Source organism: Bacillus sp. SM2101 (assembly GCF_018588585.1).
Classification (GTDB): Bacteria; Bacillota; Bacilli; order Bacillales; family SM2101; genus Nanhaiella; species Nanhaiella sioensis.
Window position 1 is genome coordinate 1 of record NZ_JAEUFG010000042.1, and the last position, 22,954, is coordinate 22,954.

Here is a 22,954-nt window from a genome sequence, read left to right on the forward strand (position 1 = left end):
TAGATTCTCCTCATCAATCATATAGTAAGTTCATTCTACTTGACCTTAAAATTTCTGTCTAACTAAGTGTAGCCAATCCAGGTGAATGTCCCGATATTACAGCATCTTATGAGTTTTTAGGAACAAATGAAGAGGAAACAGAAGAAGAATATATTGAAACTTGTCCTCGATGTGGTAAGAAACAACAAGTCATACTTAATTTTAACAATCCCGATAACCTAAGAAAATATACAAATGCACTTTTTGCTAATTTTTAATTCTGCTATAAAACGCAATAATAGTAGTTAGACACGTAGAAAATTAATCTCATCAACTAACTCAATCAACCAAAACTAATGAGCGTAAAAGCTTGTATAACAGCGAGTCATTTATATTGCTAGGGGTGGATCAATATTAACCGACACAGAAGCAATTGGTCACAAATGGGAAGTAGTAGATTTGAATTAAATAGTAATTTAGATGAACGCATAACAGAGCGAGAACAGATATATCAGGATTTTAAGGTTAGAGTAATAGAAGACTATAAAAATGCAGTTTTGGAGTATTCTAAAATATCTAATGTAACACAGGTCGATAGTTTAATTGATTATGAATTACAGGAGTTAATAAAAGAATTTAGAAGGTAATTTCTATATAACAGAGACTGTATTTTATTGCTGGATAGTTGTAATAAAAGTAGTGTTTTAAGGCAATTTAGGAGGAGACTGTTCGATATAAAAAAGTTTTTATAAGGAGGCTGTTTAATGTATAAATTATGCTGGGTTCCAACAGATTGGAATACACCTGAACGATATAGAGGTATCCCTCATGCAGCAACGTTTGAATCACTGGACAGATTAATAAAGGTAATGAGGAATTGTACATACTCTGGTGAGTGGGTGGAGGATAGCAAGGGTAATAGGATAAACATTAATCTTAAGGAAATATGTTTACAGATGTAAGGTAAAACAAGGCTTTTATCATGAATTCATTTAGGAGTATTCTGTAGCATACACTGTTATAAATGAAGTAAAAGGGGGTTGGTACTTATGGTACTAGCTTACGTATTAAATAGTAATGAAAATGGTACTGTTTCTGTTATTGATACTAAAACACATTCTGTAATTGCAAATGTCGTTGTCGGTAATCGTCCGATTGACATAGCAATTACTCCGGATGGAAAATTGACTTATGTCGTGAATAGAGGCATTGGCGACCCTACTACTGTATCGGTAATAGACATAAAGACTCACAGCGTAGTCGCTACTGTGGCTGTAGGGGCTACATCAAGATCAGTCGCCATAACACCGGATGGTAAATTAGCGTATGTCACAAATAGTTCTACCCAAAGTAATAACGTATCAGTTATTGATACGAAAACGCACTCGGTTATTGCTACCATTCCAGTGGGAATTGAGCCGACTGGGGTTGAAATTACACCGGATGGAAAACTAGCCTATGTATCGAATAGAGGCAACAGCAACGTGTCGGTTATTGACACTAAGACAAACTCCGTTATTGCCACTGTTCCGTTGATAGGGGGCAGTGCGTCTGAAAATATCGCCATCTCTCCTAATGGAAAAACTGTTTATATCCCTGAGTTTAATGTTATTGGTACTGTATCGGTTATTGATACGAAAACCCACACTGTTGTTGCCATCGTGTCTGTCGAGTCGAGGCCACTATTTGCGGAGTTTACCCCAGATGGAAAAATTGTATATGTTGTTAATCGAACTGAGGTTAATGCTCTTGGTTCAGTATCGGTAATCGACACTAAGACTCACTCTGTCATTGCAACAATTCCAATAGGAAATGTAGGAGATAGGCCGAGGCAAGTTGCTATCACACCAGATGGTAAATTAGCGTATGTAGCTTCTTTGGATGGAGATACAGTAACGGTCATTGATACAAAAACACATTTAATTATTGCTACTGTTCAAGTAGGAAGTAGTGTGAATTTTAGGTTCGTCGAATTTACATCCGACGGAAAATTAGCATATGTTGGAAATGAAGACGATGGCACAGTCTCAGTAATCGACGTAAAAACACATTCTGTTGTCGCAACTGTTCCTGTTGAATCTAACCCTGTAGCGATAGCTTTCATACCTTAAGAAAGTCAGTTTATTTACTGGCTTTCTTAATTACAATAAAAGAAGTATTTTATGAAAAAATAAAAGCCCACATTTTATTAGGCTCATCTATTAATAGAGGTTGCTTTAATTTCTTGTAACCATTTATCAATGGCTGCTTTAGGGAAGAAGAGCTCACCCTTAATTTTTAAATAAGGTATTTCGCTTTTACCATTTGAATCTGGGAATAGCTGAGTTACTTGTTCATCGCTTATACCCAAATATTCGGATAATTGTGTGGCAGTTAACAATTGACCTTGTGTCGTATCCATTGTGTATGATTTAGTGGCTTCAATTCCATCAGACAATTGTTCTGCAATTATTCGATTGCCTTCCTTTAACCCATTTGAAATAAACCAACTACCTATTACAATACAAATTGCTAAGGTAAATAATGATCTTGCAATTAAGTTTTCTTTCATAGATTTTCACCCCAAAAATAATATATGTCTATTATATTATAATTTTCCAATGAAGCGTTAAAAAATAAATTTCGGGTTTTGTTTTAGTAAATCATAATAAAATGTTCTTTTCGCATAGATTGTTGCTATTTTGACCACGGAAAACTACCTCTATTGGTTTAGCTTTCTTCATCAAAGTAAGAAGATGGCTGAATAAGAACAGATGAATCAGATGCTCTTATTTTCCTGTCAAAATTCAAATAACTTTACACTCAACTTTCTAAGCAAGGATTAAAAAAACATAAACGGCTGTGATTCTAAATTTATTTAACGCTCTCTTTTATATTATCTAATTGACATTCTGTGTTGAACTCTTCTTTTAACAATCCATAGTAAGCTAAATCATAAAATTGACCAAAACGAGCTACGTGCTGTTTTAATGTTCCTTCGTATTTCAACCCTATTTTCTCCATAATCCTCCAAGAACCAGGATTAGAAGTAAATGATGCTGCAAAAATTTTGTTTAGGTGTAGATGGTTAAATCCATATTCTAATAACGCTTTGCTGGCTTCTGTTCCGTATCCTTTGCCCCAGTACTCTTTCCCAACCCAATAAGCTAATTCTCCCCGACTAAATGATTCTGAAAGATTTATATTTATAAGACCAATTAGACGATTTGCTTCTTTCTCAGTAATTCCAAACATTACGATTTTATTATTTTTTTCTGCATTAAGAATACTTTCAATAAATTGTACTGCGGAACCTTCAGGATATGGATGAGGAATATTTAAGGTGGATTTGGCTACTTCAAAATCTCCAGCCATTTCTTCAATTCTCCCTGAATCATCTGTGGTCAATGGTCTAAGTAATAATCTTTCTGTTTCCAATTTTCTCATAAGAAGTCCCCCGATTTTTAATCTTGTTTATTGACTTTATTCTACTAAGATGAACAAGTTGTTAATATAATACCATAAAAAGTAAATCAATCCTTTTATTTTTTAAAAGCAACACTCTTTCAGAAAAGAGCTTAATAAAATGACAATTTTATATTCAAAGACGCAGATAACTAAATAATTTTTTAAAAGTGTGATTAAATAAGATGGAAGGAGCTATTAATAAGATCCTGAAGGCGGCATTAATAATTAAATTTGTTTTCAGTAGTAATATACATACCGTTCTTAGAAAGGAGCGCATATATGTCAAGGTACTTCGCGATATTCTTTGCATCAATTTTTAGTAGTTTTGTTTTTTTTCTTATTTTTGTATCCATACTTGGAGAAATTAATGTCACATTTAGCATAATAATTATACTATTGCTATCATATCTAATTGCTCTCATCCATTATTTAATAGATATGGTTAATAAAAATTCTTATAAATAATACATATGCAAGCATCCTGTTGGAGGGTGTTTTTGTTTTGTGGATATTGTTAACAAGTTATCGATAAGTGTGTGAATAGATTCAAAATTAATAATAAATAGTGGTGAATTAATGTTTACTGTAGATGAAAATATTAGATGACTGTTGAAGCAGTCTTTTTTTGTTTATTTTAATATAAAAAAAACCGTCCATTTTCATGAACGGTGTAATGTTAAATTAAAACTTTTGAACGTTTGCTGCTTGAGGGCCACGGTTTCCATCTTCAATATCGAATGAAACTTCTTGACCTTCTTCAAGTGATTTGAAGCCATCGCCTTGAATAGCTGAGAAGTGAACGAATACATCCTCTCCACCTTCAACTTCGATAAATCCAAAACCTTTGTCTGCATTAAACCATTTAACTTTACCTTGAGCCATTTTATTTCCTCCTGTGTGGATATCTTATCTCCACTAAGTATTACCATTCTTACTCCAAATATAAATATAAGACAAAAACATTTATATATTTCATCAATTAATAATATTAGGAACAACAATAACAGGAAATATTGTATCATAATCAACGATATTAGAAAAGGTATATTGATTATTTAGAAGAAAATAAGTGTCAATGTTTATTCTTGTGGGCGAATGTGTGTTAAAAAAGGAGTTTAGTAGAAAAAATAATGATTGAGGTGATTAAGAGCTGAGAACTTCCCTTATTGCATTTGTAACGAATTTCACAGGAAACAAACCCAAAGTCATGAATATTTAATTTATAATAAAATATCCATTTTATAGTGTATTTCAACATTAAAGTTAAGGTTCATTTTACTAATAAACTTAATGGACATTGTGGTTACTAAAATATTATAAATTACCCTCACCAAATGAGTGAGGACAACGAAGTATATAAGGTACTTTACATTGACAATCATGACATAGCAAAATCCCTTGTTAAATAGTAGGGATTTTGTGTGTTATTAATTAGTTGCTACATATTCCTTATTTACTCAGCTCGCTCTTTTGAAAGGTAGTGACATTAATGCACCGACAAGTATTTTCGAGTGTTAGGGAAAGATTTGTACCATTATCGAGTATGGACAGCCTATACATATGGCAGCCCAGTGGTGGGTGATCACACACTGTATTGTTTGGGGTTAATGTGAAATCAGAAATCCTTTCATCCACCACATTGTAGTTACATAATGTTGTAGTAGTTCCACCTGTTATTCGTTCAACTACATAATTAACAGCGGTTATGGTGGTACCACCAGTTTTTTGTATGTCTGCCATCGTATCAACCTTAACTACCCAATCCCTTTCTGTAACATTTATTGTATCCGTTGTTAATGTTAAAGGTACAAATGGCGTTGTATTGTTACCATCTGACAATGTGACAGTACCAAATTGACAATTACAAGATATTTCGTTGTTTCCTTTCCCCTTACATCTACAATCAGACATAATTTTTTCATTCCTTTCAGTGCTATTATGAAGCGATAAAACCACTTCTATCTAATTAGTAAATGCTCGTTTATGTACTTTTGTAACTGACAGTAGTCCATAAAACATGAAAGAAATACTGTCAATTGTAAATGGAAGTAGTGAACAAAGGTGATAAAGAGGTTACTAAGGACTGAAAAATAGTCCTTTTTTTGAATCAATTAATTTGTATACATATAAAACCTTTTATATCAGTGTGTTTACATAATAATTTAATACTTAAGTCACCATCAGAAATGACTTAAGCCACTTATTTATTACTCTGAATATTCTTATAATGAATATGTGAAAACAATAATAATGTATGAAGGAGGGAAATAAATGCGTAAGGTTGTCGTGCTTGTAGCAACGCTCGGTCTTTTATTTTCTGCTAATGGAGTTTCAGCTGCGGTGAATAATGACGGAATATTTACACCTGATTGTACTCATGTAGTTGAGAAATGCCATCCGGAATAGATTAATTAACTTTGAGGTGGAACTTGATTTATAGGTTCCACTTTTATTACTAAACTAAATAGCAATTATGTTTACAACCCATTTGATGATTTAATCTCACTTATCAAATTTCATGTACATAAAATGTACAAACAATATTGTATATGGGCAGATAAGGAGTGAGTTTTAATGGGCTTAAATAAATCAGGTGACCAACCTAAAAGAATATTGTCAAAGTGCAAGGCTCAACCAAAATGTTGTCAAAATCCTTGCAATGAATTGAGTATCTCAATTGATGTACCAAATGAAATAATATGTGGAGGAAATATTAATGGTTCTGTAAGAAAAAAGTGTGGGAAGAGAGTAAAAGGTGTTGAGGTGTATTTTGAGAGTGATCCTTCAATAGTTACCTTCGATCCTAATCCAGCAATTACTGACTGGAAAGGTGTTTATGAAACTACTGCAATTGTTGACGAAGGGGAAAATACATCTGCTTTTATTACAGCCACAACAAGTCACAATGGGAAAAAAGCAGCTGCATGTGGTGAAACGAATGTATTTTCACAAACCTTATACGAAGTAGTCGAGGTGTGTAATACGACTGGAACGATAACAAATTGTACAGATATTTCTATAGGGGATATCGTATGCATTCCATGTAAAAATGATGGATGTCCTAATGAACAAGTTGTGGCAGAGTGTGGCAACTGTTCTATATTCCTTCAACTATTGGAAGGAAAGGTTCAAAAATGTACTGCTACTGCAAAGGTTTTACCTGAGGGTTGTACATGTAGACATGTAAAGTTTGAGATTTTTGGTGAAGTTGCACCATGGGTTATAGTAAGTCCGCCTGTATTATGTCCGGGTCAAGAATTTACTTATGAGATTTATATGAAAGTGACTGTTGAGGCTTTGCCAGGCGCATTAGGAATTGTCCAAGTACAAAATTTAGATGGGCAATTAGCTGGTGCTAACGAAGATGTATGTCTAACAGATTTTATTGACAATCCTCCTGGAACAGTAGTTGGAGCTATTACTCCAGATGGTCAAGAGTTCAATATAGAGTTTTTGGATTATGTAGTTGAAGGAGATGGGAATGTCCAACCAAGTACATCTATAAATTTGTGTCCTGCTTTAATATTCGAAGGTGTTGTTAAGGAAAATGCGTTAATAGGAGATGTAGTAACTTTAAATATAGAATGTTCCGGGACTAGTGAGGTTACCGAAAACGCATCAGCATTCATAAATAGCTTTAATATAAGTGGACCTTTTGCTGGTGATTTCGAATTTAACATTTCTTTTCAAACTACAATCGTTAGTCCAGATGATCCTTGTTGCACATAAAGTCGTCTAAGAGGCGACTGGTACATAGGGTATAGTGGTAGTTAATCTTGTAAACACAATGATTATTGAGACGATTAGTTCCAGTTCTTCAGAAAAGAAGAATTGGAACTTTTTAATCGTATATGAAATATCACCATACTCTTTTTATAATATTTCATATATTAATTGTAACAGGTATTACTATTTTTAACTTCTCAGTAGTTCCTCTTTTAAAAAGCAGAGAATTTATTTTTGTTACCATAAAGTAGTCGATTCAAATAGAAAACAAACAATCGACAATCCTAGTTGGATAATACATTTTCCTTACTTACACCTGTTAATAGTCATTTAAACAAGCAGTTCCTTTTCTATTACATATAATTTTAATGTAATTCAATACAATGAAAAGAGGTGACATAAACAAATGGGAATGCCAGTTGCACCAGAACTTCCAGATTATAGTGAGGAAAATGTTCTTTTGTTTTTATTAGTTACAGTTGGTTTTGAAGAACTAGCTTTAGCACATATTATGAACGCTGAAGGTGAAAAAATTCAAGCAGCAGTTGCAGCATTCGAATCTGATAGGTTAGTGACTCTTCGTGATTTAATGGATGTTAATAATAATGTCGCAGAAACACTCAAACGTGTTCTTCAAAAAGAAATCCTAATAGACTTTAAATTAGACGATATAAAAGAGTTACTTGAACGAAGATAGATAACTAAACTATAATTCTCTAATAGATGGTTGGGGTTATTTGTTAATTAACACCTCCCACTTAAATCTATATTAGAATGAATCAAGGTAGGTGAGTGGGGGGCATTTTCATACTTTGGTCTATTTCGATTCAATCAACTCAGATGATAACTACATCCCACTTTTTACAGGAATATGACCTCATTCTAGTCTTAAAAATAGTTAAAGAACATGACTGTCTTACAAGAGACAAGTGTAAAAGGAATCGAAAAAGTAGATAACATTAATAGAAATAATATATCTTAGTGCTATAAACGTTAGCTGTCTTTAAAATAACGAATACAAAAAGCAACTCTTGCATAATATAAAATACATCACGAATGACGACCACGAAAAAACAGCCCTGCAATGCATGTGGGGCTGTTATATTATTTGTACATTAAAAATATCCTCAAATTTAATTCTGTGAACTTCCTCAAATTTATCCATTACTCTAATATGTTTGTTGAGCTGATCTACATAATGAATATGTCCCATGCATAGTTTAAAAGCTCCATCTTCAAAATACGTTACAGTCACTTCTTGTGTAAACTCCATAGACTCCAGGATTGTATTGTTAATTTCTTCTATTTCATGCTCATCTAATACACGCTTTTGCACCTTATAATAGTCAGCCTTTGCTTCTTTCATCATCTTCATATGTTCAGGTTGTATAAATGCTGGCATCCATTTCATTATTCCTCTGTCCTTCAAATGTATCACTCCTTTACCTATATCATATGCGAAAATACGTTCGATTAATACATTGAATTAGAATGTGTGTTCGCTTATAATGTAATTAAAGGAGATGCTTATAATGAGAAGCATATTAAAAAGAGCTCAATTTACAAAAGTTATATTAGAAATTATTTATATAGATCAAAAGGGGATTATTACACAAAGAGCCATTAGAGTAATGGATATAAAGAATAATACTGTAACGGCTTATTGCTTTTATAGAGATAGAAAAAGAACATTTAGATTGGAGAATATACTATCAGCAACTATGAAGGCAGATCGGTGGAAAAAACACGCCTAAAAGTATATTTTTTATGAGAGAGGCATACTCCTTATTCACAATAAATGAATAGGGAGTATTATGAGGCTTTAACTAATTATCTGCTGACTCCAAAGATTTACTGAAAACCATCTTTCTATGATAACTGGTGTATTTTTCTCGATTTGATGAACGACTGTTGTATAATACTTCTTCGATATTTCGAGAAACCTTAATTTCATCTAATATTATTTTAACCAAAGCATTAATTTCAGGTTCATTAGGTTCGTACGATACCCAAGACGACATGAAATCAAACTCTGAACCGTGTCTAAATAATCTACCAGGTAGAGCATAATGTTCTCTGTTTCCAATTAATATTCCATATCGTAAATAAGGATGGACGTTTTTATGTGAAGCAGCTTTTTGACTGTAGGTTATTGCATCATGTGATGTAGTTTTAAATACTTTACCTTCAATTATGATACGAGGTTTCCAACTTTGCTCATTGTCTTCTTCGTAAATTAAAAGGTCTGCTGTGAACTTTTCAGGATTGTAATATTCAATCTGGTTGTCATTAGCATGATTAAAGTACTTATTAATTTCAGTGACATAGGGTAACTTTTTTTGTACGTCTATTTTGATCAAGGGCTCTAGGTGACTAATTCTTTCTCGTAATAAGTTTGCAACTATTTGATTCATCCATTCTACTTCTTTCATTTTTTCACCTCTTAAAATTTTTAATTTCTTTAAATAATATGATGATATTCATTAGTTTATATCTAAAAGAGCTATTCTTAGAGAATCTAAAAAATTTAATTAAATAGAATAGTACTAGACATATTTTCATGCATTTTAGCACTGTACAACACAAGTGAACTATCAATAACTAATCTCCAGGGGACATTAATAAGATATAGGGGATTATTATTGATAATGGAAGAGATTTTTCCATCTATCATCGGCTATACCAGAAAATTAAAAGAGTTGGATATGCTAATTGTTCTAAATAGTAGATAAGAAAAGTAGTATTTATATAAAGGGGGACTGTGAATGAAAAGAAGTATAATAGGTATAAGTATTTCTGTAATTATAATGTGGGAGTGTATGTTTCATATAAATTTGATTTGAGCATTATACACACTCAACCTCTTACCGAAGAAGAATTAATAAGTATACGAGAAGAGATAAAAAATACCACTTTCAATTATCGAGAATATGGAAATTCTTTAAGCCTAATAATGGTTAAAGATTTTAAGGAACTAAAGGTTAGCGAGCAACTTGAAACTTTAATGAGGTTATTTAACTATTATGAAGTGTATTATGAAGATTTTGATACATTGACCGTTAGACATTATGGGAATTCATATGATACTTATAGTATTAACGATGAAAAAATAGTCTTAATACAATATAGAAAAACTATTTTTAAAGATGAATTAGAAAGTGGGAAATCTTCTTTAGCTTATTTGGATACACTAAAGAAGGAAAGAATAGTGGAAGATGATCCAAAAAGGGATGATGGCAATATCAAATCAACTGTTAAAGTTACATCAGATGAAGATACATATATTATTGGTAAAAATGGGTATGATTGGGTAGAGATGACTGAAAATCAAAGGTTTCATGCAATATCTAATCAATTATACTATTTAGATAAAGAAGGAATGACAATAAGTAGATCTGAGAGTTACTTTATAAATGGTATAAACTATTTTTTCAGTGATAATAGCAAAAGATCATACTCAGTACAATTTATTTTTGACTATTTATTTAAAGAACAATAATGAATTATATATCAGTCTTACTCTTTGGAAAATATTAAGACGACTTGAAATCTTTAAGAAATTAGCTACTATTTGGTTCAGTCCATTTTTTAATACAATGTTGACATTGACTCATTATAAGGGGAGAGACACATAAATCTTTCCCCTTAGATTTTTCTTACTCAGCAACTTTCTCTTCTTTCCAAGTATCTTCATATTCCATCTTAATATTTTTAAGTGTAGCCTCAATAATACCTCTAACTTCTTCTTCACTTAGTTTAATACCAATTTGACTCGCTCTTTCAGATAACCAACTAGCAGCATGTTTATATTTAGTCTCACCTGAGTATTTATCATAATACTGTTCAGCAAACTTAACTGCAATCTCAGCATATTCTAACACGCTATTAAACTTTTCTGTGTGATTCTTATTTTTTATGTATGTTAATACAAATGGAACTAGTAAACCATCAAATATAAAGCACCTTGAATTATTTCTACCCAGTTTATCGTATCCATATTATTTCTCCTCCTTTTTATTCAATGCCCGTGACAATACAACAGTGTTAAGCCACAACAATTCAGAAACTGTTAACTCTTTCTTCCTAGCTTTTTCAGTCCATTTTGGATACAACCATCCTTTATCATTTAAAGTTTCCAACGAGTCTGCCAAAACACCATTTTTATAATCATCTAGTTCCAATTTGTCCTCATCTCCTTTTATATTTGTGTTTGCTTTTCGCTTTAAACTATCTAACTCTTTTTGTACTTCACCAACAAACCAATACCAGTCAGTCCATTTACCATTGTCGTACATTAGCCTAGGGCATACCTTTGAACTCCAGTCATAGTGCCTTTTCATCCTTTCTATGCCCCAATTACGTTCATGGAGCAATTTTGTACATAATTCGATAGTATTTCTTAATGTCTTTTGATAATTACCAGACTCACAGATTTCGATACTTATTGATTTTCGATTTCCTTTACCATATGTACCATCACCAGCATTCCATGAGCTTTCATTTAAAGGGAGACATTCTACTGCATCGAATTCATCGATTGCAATATGATAAGAGGCAGTGCGTTTGTTGCTGGGATTTGTTAGCCAGCCTCGCTCACCTTTAGCATTCGATTTTGGATTTCCTGTGTTATGAATTGTGAGGTATTCAGGTGTCATCGGGTAAGCAGGTCTATTGGCTTGCTGGCATAGTTGGAATAGACGATGTAGATCCGTTTAATCCCTATCATTCAATAAAAATGGGAACATGGTATCTAAGTCATCTAAAACAATACTGGTTAGAGCAAGGATATTCAGATGAAGATTCAACAAAAACAGCTTTACTAAGCTATTTAAAAGGGAAGACTGGAAGTATTAATTACATAAGGGAAAATGGCACTAACCATGATTATGTATATAAAATAATTAAATATAAAGAAGATATATTAAAGGGAGGGCATTAGATGTTTCAGGTGGGAGATGAAGTAATACACAAACCTACGAGTGAGCATGCAACAGTAACAGAAATAGATAATTTACACCGACAGGTAAATATACAATTTAAGGATAATGGAAGAAAAGTAGTAGAAATGAATACTGTGAGATTCATAGAAAAGAGGAACGATATTCAACAGTGTCCATCAGCCAATATCCACTCACATAAAATCATTTTAGACAATCTTCATGATACGTACAAACGAAAAAACTCTGACTACAGGAATAGCTTCTCAGATCAGTATTAAGAATACGGGCTTCTTTCATCTTTAATTAGGTTAGATGACAAAATGAAACGGTTGAAGCAGCTACATAAACATACTGCACAAGTAAAGGATGAAAGTATGACGGATACTCTACTAGATTTGGCTAATTATGCAATTTTAACAGTAATGGAATTGAATAAAACGAATGAACAACAAAATAATTAGCAATGTTGAATACATAATCAAACATTTTGGTGATCGAATAAAGAGTGATATGCATCTGATCTTAGTTTATTGGCAACGTATTGATCAGGTAAATATGGATAAGAAATCTATATCAACCGAGGATTTTCTCAACAAAGCAACTAATCCAACAGATATAGTGAGTGCGAAAGTAATGTTGGAGTGTGTGAATGATAATAATTGAAAAAGGACTGACAAGATGAATCTAACAATTTCAAAATCCGATGCTAAGTGGGCTAGAGACACATTAACAATTCTGGTTCCTCATGATCCGGCAACTGAAAGAGTTGTTAGAAAGATAGATAAAGGATTGAGCAAGTCAAAATAAAATAATAGTTTTATAGAAAATGGAGGAATGATTTTTGAAATTTTTAGTGGGAGATAAAGTTATAATATGTTGTGTAATTGATCAGGAGGATGGATTATCTCCAGATAAATACATAGGGCAAGTAGCAATAATCAAAGGTGTTGATACAAAAAGGTATTATCCATATGAACTAGAGTTTGAGGATAAATTAATAGATAAATTGGGTAATAATCTTTGGGCAGGAGAGGAATTAGAAGGAATACATATAAATGTCACAAAAGACAGGCTACATTCCACAGTAGTTCAGTTCATGAAAGAAAATAAAGTAACTTCGGAAGAAAACAATACATCAATGTGATTGGGTAATAGAGAATGCAGCTGATTTTATAAATAAGTTATTTGAATTAGTAGAGCCAGAATTGGAATTAGGTGATATTTAATTTCAATAAAACGACTATTTTATTGGAATTGAGAGGGGAAGGGTAAATAAGTGGCAAAATACGAATTAGAAGTATCACAGAATGGATGGGAGTATACCGGTAGGGTATGGATAGACTCTTTAGGTGGTGTCATTAAAGACGATGAAGATGAGAATGCCGTTTACGCTGGAAATGTAAGAATAAAATTTGATGAGGAGATAGGTTCAATTAAAAAGGTCTCAGAATAGATAAAACACATATATTAAGTGGATTTAAAGTTAAGTGAAAACCTTAGTTGAAGATTTTACTAACAACTAAGGTTTGATAAGCTGAAAGTTTGTAAATTAAAGGAGAATATAGGTATGAAATTAATTATTCTCCAGTTGAGCACCCAGTAAACTCCACAACCAAATCAACATTTAATACAACAATTTGTCGTCCACATGGATCAGTTGTAAGTTCGGTGACAACATCATAACCATCTACTTTAAAACAGTCACGACAAGGTGGTTTTTGCCCACATGTAAAGTCTATGATTTGGTCAACACATTTTGTTAAATCACAACAAATAGTGCATGGTGTATTTGAAATATTGAGGGTAATACCATCTATTGGTTTTAGTTCACCAAAGTTTGCATGCATTCTAGCACATCCAACAAGACGTACAGCTTCTATATCAACAGGACATTCTAAAGTGCCATTACAAGGGTTGTTTACTACACCAGTTGTTTCGAATGTTTCTAAACAGCAATCCAACTCACTAAAGTCAAACGATATACAAATGTTTTCTATGCTTGGTAAACGAAATCCGTCAGGTACTACACTCGTACAACAAAATGAAATCACATTATCACAATCATCTTGTTGATTGACAACTAACGAAGGGATGACATCTCCGTTACTATTTACAGTAAGTGAATACCTCTGATCATCTTTAGGTAATTCGTTTTCTTGCTCAGTAAAATTTTTAAGTTCAATGTTAGAAGGTTCCATCAATAACCACTCCTTTTTTATTAATCATTAAATAACATATGTACATATATCTGACATGATTGGGCGATTAGCCTTAGTGTGCAACCATATTAAAAAGTAGTTAGGGTATGAGTCAATAAAACTAACATTTTATTAGAAAATAAATTGATATGTACGGGTGGGATCTAAAGGGGTGGTAATCGGTATTATAGGATTCACAATAGGAGGTTGATCATGACTAATACGAGACAAGTAGTTTTGCATAAAGGTATTTCAAATGATCGAGAAACACTCTCTATTATCACAATCTATGAACCTGGTATAACGAAACAGCAAGTAAAGGTAGAGAATCCATTTTCAAAAAAGTGGGGAGTGTTGTTGCAAGATAAATCTAATTCAGAGTGGGTGAGGGAGTTATGACGAGGGAAGAAAAAGAATAAATAGAACTCCAAAAGAAAATTATCCGTGAAGATTATGCAGATCTTGACATACAAAAATTACAAAGAAACCAATTAAAATAACTCAATAGAAGGTGACAACAAGTTTGAAAGTAGTGCAGCCAATACGAGACGCAGAACAAATCGAAGCAATGAAACTAGCATTATTAAAACAAAACAAGCGAAATTACTTTCTTTTCACAATGGGAATTAATACAGAGTTAAGGATCAGTGACTTACTAAGCTTGAAAGTAAAAGATGTTAAAAATCATAGTCATCTAGTTATTACTGAACAGAAAACTAAAAAATCTAAACGGTTTAAATTAAACAAGGAGCTACAGAAACAAATTAATGAATATACAACCAACATGAAAGATGATGACTATTTATTTAAGTCATTACGTGGCTCTAATCATATTAAAAGGTCACAAGCATGGAAAATTCTAAATGAAGCAGCAAAAGAGGTTGGGGTGTCAGAGTGTGGATGTCATTCTACTCGCAAGACGTTTGGTTACTTCTTTTATAAGAAATATAAGGATGTGGCTTTACTTCAAGAAATATTTAACCACAGTCACCCTTCAGTTACCTTGCGGTATATCGGGATTAGTCAAGACCTTGTGGATGAAGCTGTGGATAATTTTAGCTTATAAGACTTATTTTGTATTGTGGTTACTAGATTGGAGGAGGAAATGTGGAAAGCCATGAGATCGATGTATTAGTAGCAGAAAAGGTTATGGGGTTTAAGTGGGCAGAGAACAACTATAAAGAATTGGATTACCATCCAATGATATGGAAGGGAAAGTTAAACGGTTTAGAATACTCAACAACAACTTTTAAACCTACGAAATTTCTTCATGACGCATTGATGGTTCTTGATAAGTACGAAGGATACGAAATTCAAAAAAATCCATATTCAAATCTACACCAGGTTAAGTTAATTACATTCAAAAACGGACCAATTGAATATATAGCAAATGCTGAATTATTACAGGCAGCAATATGTCTAGCAGCATTGAAGTCTGAAGGAGTAGAAATTTAGGAAACTCTTGAATTATTTTATTTACTAAATGTTGAGGAGGGAAAACGATGGAAAACAAACAACAATTAGATGAAATTATGGGCGTAGCAGTTAACTCAGCAAAAGATCAAGGTGTAGGAGTTACTGATAAAGTTAATTTAAATTTAGATGATTTTATTTTTTTGTATGAGTTAGCTGAAAAGGCAGAGGAACAGAGCCGAAAAATTGAACGGTTAAAAATTGAGAAAGAGAAAGCATACCATCAAGGATATAAGCAGGGGAAATATGAAGAGTTAATGGAAACAACGTTCGGAGGTTAAGGAAACGCAAGAGTAAGCGAGTCGATTAGCCAAAACTATGTAACCTCCCATCTCTTGATGACTGGTCAAAAGAAGAGAGGTCGGACTGATAGGAAAACACCTGTAGGATACTATATGCAGGTATGTTCCAAAGAGGTAAGATATATGTCTCGTATATTTGTAATTATTATGTAACCTCCCTGATCCGATCATATAGAAAAGGTATACCTAGGGAGGTTTGAGTGAAAGTGTAATGAGTCACCGTACACAATATTTTATTCGGAACTGAAGTATAAGTTATGGGCGTATGTACTAGTCAGATAAATAATTTTATAGAACAAATAAGCATTATGGAAAATAAAAAAAATTCCTCCATACTCAGAAGCGGAAGGAGAGTACAGAGGAATCGCCATAACAAATCCTTAAAATTCTCCCTGTCTGTTCGTAAAAGGAGGATACAGGAAGAGAGTGATAATTATGGTGTACTTCTATGTTATGTAAGATTCTTACTTAAGCTTGTATTAATGTGCTAAGACAAATAAATGATTTTTATAAGACTTAATAAGCATTTTGTTGATTAAAAAAATCCTCTCTTCCTTATAGCGTTGGACGCGGAGTGAGAGAGGATAGCATGATAAATTACCCTACGAGTAATGTATCAAGGCATATAAAAGGAGGTATACCTAGGATAGTTAGAGGGGTAGTGCAGTGAGTCTTAATTCACAATATTTTATTCAAAAATTAAGTATAAGTTATGTGCGGTTGTACTAATCAGATGAAATAATTTTATAGAACTTATTTGCAATTATGTATCCTCCCGAAATTTTCGAGAGGTGCCAAATGGCTGGATATAAGGTATCAACTTATAGAATACAGTGTATGCAATTTAACTTTGTGAGTTTGTTGTTTTTGCCTAGAAAATGAAATTGTACATCAGCCTACTGTGATAAATACACACATCCCTATACAACTATATATTCACAAGCATAATATGGAGTATTAATTGTTAGGAGGTGTTCAAATGGCTAGCTATAAGGTATCCACATCACCTTGTGGTTGTAAGTCTTTAGTTAAAGAAGAGGTAAAGGAAATTGTAACAGAAGTCACAACATGTGATTGTTGTACGAGGGATTTACAAGCAAATTTATTAAGTATTTTTCCTCCGGGTTCATCCGTTTTAATAGAACTTAAAAATGGTGAATTTGCTTTTAACACAAATGATTTTATTATTCAAGAGTTAAGGGGAACAGTATTAATTGGAACAGTCAATAATGGCCCGGCGATTATTCTTTTATGTGACATAGCTACATTAGGAAATCCGTCCTTATAGTTAAGAAAACCACAGTTATTAAAAAAGAGAAACTAACTGTGGTTATTACATAGCAGTAATCGGTTAATAAACACAATGATAGGACAGTTCACTAACTTTTAACTGGAGAGTGAAATGTATGAAAGAATTTATAGTTTACACTTCGTAAATGAAACGTCCTAAAGTTATAGGAGATTTTCCAAGAAAAATTAAGTTCTTTTTATCAGGCTTAATTTGCCAACCAGCATGCAAAGGATATTAATAAGACTCATAGGTTTAATGATAAAGAAGAAGTTGGTCAAATAGTAGATATACTAGAAATGGAAGCAGGAGAAGTTGTACTTAAGAATAAAGCCATTCTAGTAAACCAAGGTAAGAATTGTAGCGCCTGTAGATTTCTGATCTCTAGGCACCATCTATAATATAAGCTGATTTTCCAGTTGGAGTAAAGACGATATCGCTAGGAAAAAATGAAGGTGGAAGTTGTATGGTGGCGATGACAGAATGGGTTGTAATGTCGATGACAGAAATAGACGTATTAGGTGGATTACAAACATAAGCAAATTTTCCTTCGGGAGTAATACCAATGGTAGCTGGACCGTTACCGACAGAAACAGTCGCTATAAGAGAGTGGCTTTTGACATCAATAACAGAGACACTACCATTCTCCTGATTAGTAATATAAGCGAATTTTCCATCAGGAGTAAATATTATAAAGGCAGGTGTAACTCCTAGAGAGATAGAAGCGATTATTGAATGAGTCGTAGTATCAATAACATTTACACCACCTGGATCAACACCGATGAGATAAACTAATTTACCATCGGGAGTTATAGCTAAACTATTTCTATTTGTAAATCGAGCTTCTAATGAGGGTATAACGGAAATCAAACTATGAGTTTTAACATCAATCACAGCAGTTGACAAAGTAAATCACATCCTAATTTTAATAAGTGTTGTAAATATATGATTTTGTTTTGAAATTGATGTGTATTTGATTTTTTTATGCTAACTTTTTTGAACAATTGTATTAAGAATCAAGATAGAGTCAGGTGAATAGTGAGTGAAACCATTCTTATTCAAAAGAGGTTAGAGAATCTTTTTTGGCATATTGAAAACAATAGAGAAGTCGCAGGAGACACTGGAATCTTAAACGAAGTTCTGTTTTCATTACAAAATATGGTGAAAGAAATTAAGGAGCTAGAAGAAAGGGTGAGTTAATAGATGGTTAAAAAGATAAAAACCAAGATAACAAAGTCAGATGGGAGTGGATTATTTCACGATTCAAGGCGTGACGTTGCGATGTTATCAAGAGTTTGTAATGAGTTAATAGACAAAGTAAATCAACTCACTGATAAAGTTAATGAGTTAGATAAATTAGTAAATAAAGTGTTTCATCGGTTATATGATGGTGTTTAATAACTACCAGGAGAATCATGATCATTGTACTTTTATATCAATAATATCGCTATCATTACGAATGTTACGAGTATTGCAGTATATTAAATCGTGACATTTTGGACAAGTGACTGTATTACCTATCATCATAGAAGAATCAAATGAATTGATATTATAAATCTTAATTGGTGAAGCAAACCAGAAGTTACAATCTTGGCAATAAATTTCAAATGAATTTATATCATTCATGTATTCACCTCCGTGTATAAGGTATTCTTTATTTTTACAATAAATACCTTTTGTGAAATGTGAATATAAGGTGACACTTTGGTTAGGAGGGATCCAGTGAAAAGAATATTAGCAATTAGCGATATACATGGTTGCTATGATGAATTTTTGAAGCTTTTAGATAAAGCGAATTATAATTTAGAAACAGATCAATTAATACTGCTAGGAGATTACGAAGATAGACGCCTAAAAAGTAAAGACGTTATTAATCAAATTATTGATTTGCAAAACAATGGAGCTATTTCTTTACGGGGAAATCATGATCAAATGTTTCTAGATTGGCTAACTTCAAATGATTATTTTGCAAGTTTAAACTTTTTTCGAAATGGTGGTTTTAATACAGTTACTAGCTATGTGGGTTATAACTTTTTTGATGAAGGTTATGACGAAGATAGGATAGAACAAGCAAAGAATTTTATACATAAACATTTCAGCCACCATATAGAATTTCTAAAATCCTTAAGTTATTACCATGAAACTGAAGATTGTATTTTTGTACATGCGGGGATAAATCCAATGTTAAAAGATTGGAAGAATAGTAGTCATGATTTCATTTGGATTAGAGAACCATTTTTAAGTAATCCTCATAGACAAACTAAATCAGTGATTCATGGACACACACCATGTCTACATCTTCATGATAAGAATGATATATATTTTGGAGAAATGAAGGTTGGAATTGATGGGGCATGTGCGTATGGTGGACAACTTAATTGTTTGATTATTGAAGATGGTGAATTCAGTCAAGTTTATGTAAATAAAATAATTACATGATATAGAAAAGGGGGGAGATATATTTGAGATACTTTATTGCTAAAATTTTCGTTAAACTATTAAACTATTTGAATGTAAGTGTGGTAATAGGGTGTGAAATTGGAGAAATAAAAATGAAATATGAAGAAAGCTTCTTTCGTAATACAAGCACTAACCAAGATTCAAAAATTGTTTTAATCGATGGTAAAGAATTTGAGATACCTGATGGTAAGTTAAAAATCAAGTCGCAGATTTTAGCAAATGGTGAAAGACATGAGTATTACCGGAAAGTGGCGAAGAAAAAGAAGAGTGTAGAGTCTCAATAAAAGGTACGTTTTATTGGAATATAAAATCTCATATTAATTGTAATTCTAAGTTTAGCATTTATTAACAAGCTTGCATATAGTGAAACATCAACTATTTGAGAGGGGTAAGTTTGTTATGACATTAGTTTATGTTGCAAACGAAGATTCTAATAATATTTCTGTAATTGATACAAAAACACACAATGTGATTGCAACTATTCCGGTTGGAGATTTAGAGAATGTAATGGATATAGTAATTGCTTTCACTCCTGATGGAAAATTTGCTTATGTGGCTAATGAAGGTAGTCGTAATGTATCGGTTATTGATACAAAAACACATACAGTGGTTGCAACCGTTCCTGCAGGGGAGGATCCAGATGGAATTGTAATTACATCTGATGGAAAATTAGCGTATGTAGCCAATGATATTAGTGAGGATGTGACAGTAATAGATACAAAGTCACATAATGTCGTTGCAACTGTTCCATTAACTGCAGGTGTGAATTTTCCAATAGGAATGGCGGTTACACCAAATGGAAAGTTGGTTTATGTATCTGGCCCCACTGGACAAATTTCTGTAATTAACACCGATACTCATTCAGTTATTGCAACTGTAGCTGTAGGAGAAAATCCATTGAGAATGGCATTTACACCAGATAGCAAACTAGCATATGTTGTCCTTCAAGAAAGTGGGAGTGTGTCAGTAATTGATACAAAGAGCCATTTAGTCATTGCAACAGTACTAATTGGGAACATCATAAATTATATTTCAATCACACCTGATGGGAAATTAGCATTCATTACATCCGACTTTGGTGGTGATATTTTCATAATTGACACCAAATCACATTCCTTAATAACAACAATAGACACAGGAAATATTGAAACTGGTCAGACTGTTTTTTCCCCGGATGGGAAAGTAGCGTATGTCTCTGGCAATGATAATATCTTTTTTGTCGATGTGAAAACACATTCTACAATAGGTACTGTTTTAGGCAATTTCTCACCACAAATTGCAATTACTCGGAAAGGTGAATATGTTTACTTTATTAGTTCGGTTTCTACAATATCAGTATTGGATACAAAAACTTATGGTGTTGTTGCAACTGTTACTGTAGGCGCTATTCCTTCAGATTTAGCAATAAGCCCAAAATAATTAAAGAGAAGGAGCTAATTTGAGAGAGGGAGGAGTAAATGACAAAGCTAGAACAACTGCTAAATTAATATTATTTAACAGAATAGTTATCATTAGATGATCATTTTGTGTAATTAAGGAAGAGGTAAATACATATGAGGTGTTTTATATAATTAAACATATTATTGAGATGGTTGAAAAAGGGAGTTCAATAATCACTATAAAATATATATATATTATTATATCAATTCTATTATGTGTAGGATGATTGTCCACACCTTACTACCATTATATTCATAATATGACTATAGAGGGAGGAGGTGAGATCTAATAGGAACTTTAGTTTGCAGAAAAACAAATGAGAATTTTTGTGATTGTTGTGCCACTCCAATGAAAAGAGTTCTAGAGCATCTTGAGGGAAATTTTGCAATATTAGCAACACAAAATGAAGTGTTTAATTTTGATCCTATTACAGGGTTCGAACCAATTCTGATAGAAAAGGTTAATAAATTTGGAGTAGATACCTCGGAAGGCTTCTTTCCGATCAGTCAGGTAAAAGCTGTTACTGTAAATGCTATTTACCCTGATATAGAATTAATTCCATCAGAAAGGAGCAGTGGTGTTTGTAAATGCATTGAAGATCCAGCGACAGATCGTTTTAAATGCTTAATAGGTGAGAAAGTAAACATTAGTGCTTTGGTGCCAACATTTTTATTCGAAGGTGAACCAGTAACGGTTAAAGAAGTTGGTGAAGGAATCGTAATAGTAGAGGATGTCCAAGATGGAATAACACTTTTTGTTGCTATTTCAACATGCTGCGTTACACGCATAAAAGAAGCAGAGATGTAAAAGAAGACCTAGACATTTTAGTTTATGTCTAGGTTACATAAGAGAGCATACTGTTAAAGTGAATATATATTAAAAACAACTCTACATTAAAGAATTAATTAAATATTTAATATTGAATGTATATTGTTGGAATAATGAATTAGGATAAAATCTGGTTTTTATTGTGAACTATACTGATTGCCCATTCCTACCCAAGCATCTTATAAGAGCATACATATAATGTTGCAAAAGGTTTAGAAAGGGGATTACGGTTGGCAAATTACAAAGCATCTATTTGTGGATGTAATAATAAAGTCACAACAAAAAAAGAATCACAAAATACGCTTTGTGACTGTTGTATAATTCCACTACAAAATGTTTGTGTACAAATAATGCAGCAAGAACTTGATGTAAATGTAGTCACTCAATCAGGGGGAGCAACAGGGATTATAACATCAGTAAAAAATTTCATTATCGATGTAGATGATGGAGCAGGGAATATAGAGATTGTTCCCTTGTGTTTAGTAAGCGCTATTGAGGGATTCATGGAAGAGGATTTCGATAACCTATCAATATCTGTTTCAGTAGGAAGTTCGGGTATTTGTGCTTGTTGTGAAGACCCAATAACCATTCGTTTAAAATCCATAAAGACAGCAGAGAGTATAAATTTACTAGGAACAACTCTTAATACTGTGACTATCAATATGATCGGTGAATGTCTACTTAAAGGCACATTTGACAGTGGAATACCTGGAGTTAAGTTTCCTTTTATTGCAGTTAATTCAACAATCACAAAGATAAGGAATCCAGTGGCTTAAAAAGTACTCACAGTAGTTTTTAAATACACATGTAACTGCTGTGATTTTATTAAAGCATCAAATCAGAATCACTACAAAAGTAAGTATTTAACATGAA

Annotated in this window: 35 protein-coding genes and 1 pseudogene; 26 read left to right on the plus strand and 10 right to left on the minus strand. The window is 32.7% G+C overall.

All coding sequences use genetic code 11. The features are described from left to right. The first annotated feature begins 422 nt into the window (after positions 1 to 422). The 3 genes from JM172_RS22490 to JM172_RS22500 all read left to right on the plus strand — a co-directional run bounded on the left by JM172_RS22490 (position 423) and on the right by JM172_RS22500 (position 2,090). Entirely contained in the window at positions 423 to 626 is a 204-nt protein-coding gene (locus JM172_RS22490; protein WP_214484598.1) for a hypothetical protein, read from the plus strand. Positions 627 to 743: 117 nt separating this feature from the next. Beyond that, positions 744 to 941: a hypothetical protein gene (locus tag JM172_RS22495; RefSeq protein ID WP_214484599.1), complete on the plus strand. Its 198-nt coding sequence runs from the start codon at positions 744 to 746 to the stop codon at positions 939 to 941. An 87-nt stretch (positions 942 to 1,028) separates the two neighbouring features. Continuing rightward, positions 1,029 to 2,090, plus strand: a complete 1,062-nt coding sequence (locus JM172_RS22500) for a YncE family protein (protein ID WP_214484600.1) — start codon at positions 1,029 to 1,031, stop codon at positions 2,088 to 2,090. A gap of 83 nt (positions 2,091 to 2,173) precedes the next feature. On the opposite strand, the gene JM172_RS22505 is transcribed toward JM172_RS22500, so the two are convergent. Beyond that, a complete protein-coding gene (locus JM172_RS22505; protein ID WP_214484601.1) occupies positions 2,174 to 2,530 on the minus strand; it encodes a helix-turn-helix domain-containing protein in 357 nt (118 codons plus the stop codon). Between the two features lie 139 nt (positions 2,531 to 2,669). On the opposite strand from JM172_RS22505, the pseudogene JM172_RS22510 reads away from it, so the two are divergent. Continuing rightward, a pseudogene (locus JM172_RS22510) lies at positions 2,670 to 2,804 on the plus strand (IS1595 family transposase); the annotation flags it as partial. A 28-nt stretch (positions 2,805 to 2,832) separates the two neighbouring features. Here the strand turns inward: JM172_RS22510 and JM172_RS22515 are convergent. The 3 genes from JM172_RS22515 to JM172_RS22525 all read right to left on the minus strand — a co-directional run bounded on the left by JM172_RS22515 (position 2,833) and on the right by JM172_RS22525 (position 5,337). After that, positions 2,833 to 3,405, minus strand: coding sequence for a GNAT family N-acetyltransferase (locus JM172_RS22515; protein WP_214484602.1), 573 nt, complete (start codon positions 3,403 to 3,405; stop codon positions 2,833 to 2,835). Between the two features lie 702 nt (positions 3,406 to 4,107). Then, entirely contained in the window at positions 4,108 to 4,308 is a 201-nt protein-coding gene (gene cspD / locus JM172_RS22520) for a cold-shock protein (protein ID WP_214482932.1), read from the minus strand. Between the two features lie 567 nt (positions 4,309 to 4,875). Then, positions 4,876 to 5,337 carry a hypothetical protein gene (locus JM172_RS22525; RefSeq protein ID WP_214484603.1) on the minus strand — a complete coding sequence of 154 codons (462 nt, stop codon included), beginning with the start codon at positions 5,335 to 5,337 and terminating at the stop codon, positions 4,876 to 4,878. A gap of 360 nt (positions 5,338 to 5,697) precedes the next feature. Here JM172_RS22525 and JM172_RS25280 point away from each other — a divergent pair, with 360 nt between their 5' ends. The 3 genes from JM172_RS25280 (at position 5,698) to JM172_RS22535 (ending at position 7,849) form a co-directional block, all read left to right on the plus strand. Continuing rightward, the gene (locus JM172_RS25280) at positions 5,698 to 5,832 is read left to right on the plus strand and encodes a hypothetical protein (RefSeq protein ID WP_284730498.1); all 135 of its coding nucleotides are present in this window, start codon (positions 5,698 to 5,700) and stop codon (positions 5,830 to 5,832) included. A 168-nt stretch (positions 5,833 to 6,000) separates the two neighbouring features. After that, the gene (locus JM172_RS22530; RefSeq protein ID WP_214484604.1) at positions 6,001 to 7,155 is read left to right on the plus strand and encodes a hypothetical protein; all 1,155 of its coding nucleotides are present in this window, start codon (positions 6,001 to 6,003) and stop codon (positions 7,153 to 7,155) included. Positions 7,156 to 7,558: 403 nt separating this feature from the next. After that, entirely contained in the window at positions 7,559 to 7,849 is a 291-nt protein-coding gene (locus JM172_RS22535; protein ID WP_214484605.1) for an alpha-helical endospore appendage domain-containing protein, read from the plus strand. A 402-nt stretch (positions 7,850 to 8,251) separates the two neighbouring features. Here JM172_RS22535 and JM172_RS22540 read toward each other — a convergent pair whose 3' ends face one another. Beyond that, the gene (locus tag JM172_RS22540) at positions 8,252 to 8,581 is read right to left on the minus strand and encodes a YolD-like family protein (protein WP_214484606.1); all 330 of its coding nucleotides are present in this window, start codon (positions 8,579 to 8,581) and stop codon (positions 8,252 to 8,254) included. 103 nt (positions 8,582 to 8,684) lie between these two features. Here JM172_RS22540 and JM172_RS22545 point away from each other — a divergent pair, with 103 nt between their 5' ends. Further along, the gene (locus JM172_RS22545; RefSeq protein WP_214484607.1) at positions 8,685 to 8,906 is read left to right on the plus strand and encodes a hypothetical protein; all 222 of its coding nucleotides are present in this window, start codon (positions 8,685 to 8,687) and stop codon (positions 8,904 to 8,906) included. A gap of 72 nt (positions 8,907 to 8,978) precedes the next feature. Here JM172_RS22545 and JM172_RS22550 read toward each other — a convergent pair whose 3' ends face one another. Beyond that, complete coding sequence (locus JM172_RS22550; RefSeq protein WP_214484608.1) at positions 8,979 to 9,584, minus strand: hypothetical protein; 606 nt, start codon at positions 9,582 to 9,584, stop codon at positions 8,979 to 8,981. A 407-nt stretch (positions 9,585 to 9,991) separates the two neighbouring features. Between JM172_RS22550 and JM172_RS22555 the strand changes: the two genes are divergently transcribed. Then, the gene (locus JM172_RS22555; RefSeq protein WP_214484609.1) at positions 9,992 to 10,651 is read left to right on the plus strand and encodes a hypothetical protein; all 660 of its coding nucleotides are present in this window, start codon (positions 9,992 to 9,994) and stop codon (positions 10,649 to 10,651) included. Between the two features lie 157 nt (positions 10,652 to 10,808). Here JM172_RS22555 and JM172_RS22560 read toward each other — a convergent pair whose 3' ends face one another. After that, the gene (locus JM172_RS22560; RefSeq protein WP_214484644.1) at positions 10,809 to 11,135 is read right to left on the minus strand and encodes a phage holin, LLH family; all 327 of its coding nucleotides are present in this window, start codon (positions 11,133 to 11,135) and stop codon (positions 10,809 to 10,811) included. A 15-nt stretch (positions 11,136 to 11,150) separates the two neighbouring features. Further along, positions 11,151 to 11,807 (minus strand): peptidoglycan recognition protein family protein, encoded by a 657-nt coding sequence (locus JM172_RS22565; protein WP_214484610.1) that lies wholly within the window; start codon positions 11,805 to 11,807, stop codon positions 11,151 to 11,153. On the opposite strand from JM172_RS22565, the gene JM172_RS22570 reads away from it, so the two are divergent. The 5 genes from JM172_RS22570 to JM172_RS22590 all read left to right on the plus strand — a co-directional run bounded on the left by JM172_RS22570 (position 11,801) and on the right by JM172_RS22590 (position 13,545). After that, a complete protein-coding gene (locus JM172_RS22570; protein ID WP_214484611.1) occupies positions 11,801 to 12,091 on the plus strand; it encodes a transglycosylase SLT domain-containing protein in 291 nt (96 codons plus the stop codon). The genes JM172_RS22565 and JM172_RS22570 overlap by 7 nt on opposite strands. Further along, positions 12,092 to 12,370 carry a hypothetical protein gene (locus JM172_RS22575; protein ID WP_214484612.1) on the plus strand — a complete coding sequence of 93 codons (279 nt, stop codon included), beginning with the start codon at positions 12,092 to 12,094 and terminating at the stop codon, positions 12,368 to 12,370. Between the two features lie 24 nt (positions 12,371 to 12,394). Beyond that, positions 12,395 to 12,553, plus strand: coding sequence for a nucleotide modification associated domain-containing protein (locus JM172_RS22580; RefSeq protein WP_352224063.1), 159 nt, complete (start codon positions 12,395 to 12,397; stop codon positions 12,551 to 12,553). 380 nt (positions 12,554 to 12,933) lie between these two features. After that, positions 12,934 to 13,236 (plus strand): hypothetical protein, encoded by a 303-nt coding sequence (locus tag JM172_RS22585; RefSeq protein ID WP_214484614.1) that lies wholly within the window; start codon positions 12,934 to 12,936, stop codon positions 13,234 to 13,236. A gap of 132 nt (positions 13,237 to 13,368) precedes the next feature. Next, entirely contained in the window at positions 13,369 to 13,545 is a 177-nt protein-coding gene (locus JM172_RS22590) for a hypothetical protein (RefSeq protein WP_214484615.1), read from the plus strand. Between the two features lie 124 nt (positions 13,546 to 13,669). Here JM172_RS22590 and JM172_RS22595 read toward each other — a convergent pair whose 3' ends face one another. Next, positions 13,670 to 14,290 carry a hypothetical protein gene (locus JM172_RS22595; RefSeq protein WP_214484616.1) on the minus strand — a complete coding sequence of 207 codons (621 nt, stop codon included), beginning with the start codon at positions 14,288 to 14,290 and terminating at the stop codon, positions 13,670 to 13,672. Positions 14,291 to 14,503: 213 nt separating this feature from the next. Here JM172_RS22595 and JM172_RS22600 point away from each other — a divergent pair, with 213 nt between their 5' ends. The 5 genes from JM172_RS22600 to JM172_RS22620 all read left to right on the plus strand — a co-directional run bounded on the left by JM172_RS22600 (position 14,504) and on the right by JM172_RS22620 (position 17,353). Beyond that, the gene (locus JM172_RS22600) at positions 14,504 to 14,689 is read left to right on the plus strand and encodes a hypothetical protein (RefSeq protein WP_214484617.1); all 186 of its coding nucleotides are present in this window, start codon (positions 14,504 to 14,506) and stop codon (positions 14,687 to 14,689) included. Between the two features lie 124 nt (positions 14,690 to 14,813). Continuing rightward, entirely contained in the window at positions 14,814 to 15,356 is a 543-nt protein-coding gene (locus tag JM172_RS22605; protein ID WP_214484618.1) for a site-specific integrase, read from the plus strand. A gap of 41 nt (positions 15,357 to 15,397) precedes the next feature. After that, positions 15,398 to 15,745: a BC1872 family protein gene (locus JM172_RS22610; protein WP_214484619.1), complete on the plus strand. Its 348-nt coding sequence runs from the start codon at positions 15,398 to 15,400 to the stop codon at positions 15,743 to 15,745. A 47-nt stretch (positions 15,746 to 15,792) separates the two neighbouring features. Next, a complete protein-coding gene (locus tag JM172_RS22615) occupies positions 15,793 to 16,044 on the plus strand; it encodes a hypothetical protein (RefSeq protein WP_214484620.1) in 252 nt (83 codons plus the stop codon). Positions 16,045 to 17,044: 1,000 nt separating this feature from the next. Then, on the plus strand, positions 17,045 to 17,353 hold the full coding sequence (locus tag JM172_RS22620; protein ID WP_214484621.1) for a hypothetical protein: 309 nt from the start codon (positions 17,045 to 17,047) through the stop codon (positions 17,351 to 17,353). Positions 17,354 to 17,737: 384 nt separating this feature from the next. Here the strand turns inward: JM172_RS22620 and JM172_RS22625 are convergent, their stop codons facing one another. Continuing rightward, positions 17,738 to 18,259: a YncE family protein gene (locus tag JM172_RS22625; RefSeq protein ID WP_214484622.1), complete on the minus strand. Its 522-nt coding sequence runs from the start codon at positions 18,257 to 18,259 to the stop codon at positions 17,738 to 17,740. A 132-nt stretch (positions 18,260 to 18,391) separates the two neighbouring features. Here JM172_RS22625 and JM172_RS22630 point away from each other — a divergent pair, with 132 nt between their 5' ends. The 7 genes from JM172_RS22630 (at position 18,392) to JM172_RS22660 (ending at position 22,857) form a co-directional block, all read left to right on the plus strand. Next, on the plus strand, positions 18,392 to 18,553 hold the full coding sequence (locus JM172_RS22630; protein WP_214484645.1) for a hypothetical protein: 162 nt from the start codon (positions 18,392 to 18,394) through the stop codon (positions 18,551 to 18,553). Between the two features lie 3 nt (positions 18,554 to 18,556). Further along, positions 18,557 to 18,751, plus strand: coding sequence for a hypothetical protein (locus tag JM172_RS22635; protein WP_214484623.1), 195 nt, complete (start codon positions 18,557 to 18,559; stop codon positions 18,749 to 18,751). A 324-nt stretch (positions 18,752 to 19,075) separates the two neighbouring features. Next, positions 19,076 to 19,792: a metallophosphoesterase gene (locus JM172_RS22640; protein ID WP_214484625.1), complete on the plus strand. Its 717-nt coding sequence runs from the start codon at positions 19,076 to 19,078 to the stop codon at positions 19,790 to 19,792. Positions 19,793 to 19,815: 23 nt separating this feature from the next. Then, positions 19,816 to 20,097, plus strand: coding sequence for a hypothetical protein (locus JM172_RS22645; RefSeq protein ID WP_214484626.1), 282 nt, complete (start codon positions 19,816 to 19,818; stop codon positions 20,095 to 20,097). Between the two features lie 115 nt (positions 20,098 to 20,212). Further along, entirely contained in the window at positions 20,213 to 21,232 is a 1,020-nt protein-coding gene (locus JM172_RS22650; protein ID WP_214484628.1) for a cytochrome D1 domain-containing protein, read from the plus strand. Positions 21,233 to 21,601: 369 nt separating this feature from the next. Continuing rightward, positions 21,602 to 22,060 (plus strand): hypothetical protein, encoded by a 459-nt coding sequence (locus tag JM172_RS22655; RefSeq protein WP_214484630.1) that lies wholly within the window; start codon positions 21,602 to 21,604, stop codon positions 22,058 to 22,060. Between the two features lie 251 nt (positions 22,061 to 22,311). After that, positions 22,312 to 22,857, plus strand: coding sequence for a hypothetical protein (locus JM172_RS22660; RefSeq protein WP_214484632.1), 546 nt, complete (start codon positions 22,312 to 22,314; stop codon positions 22,855 to 22,857). The last annotated feature ends 97 nt before the right edge of the window (positions 22,858 to 22,954 follow it).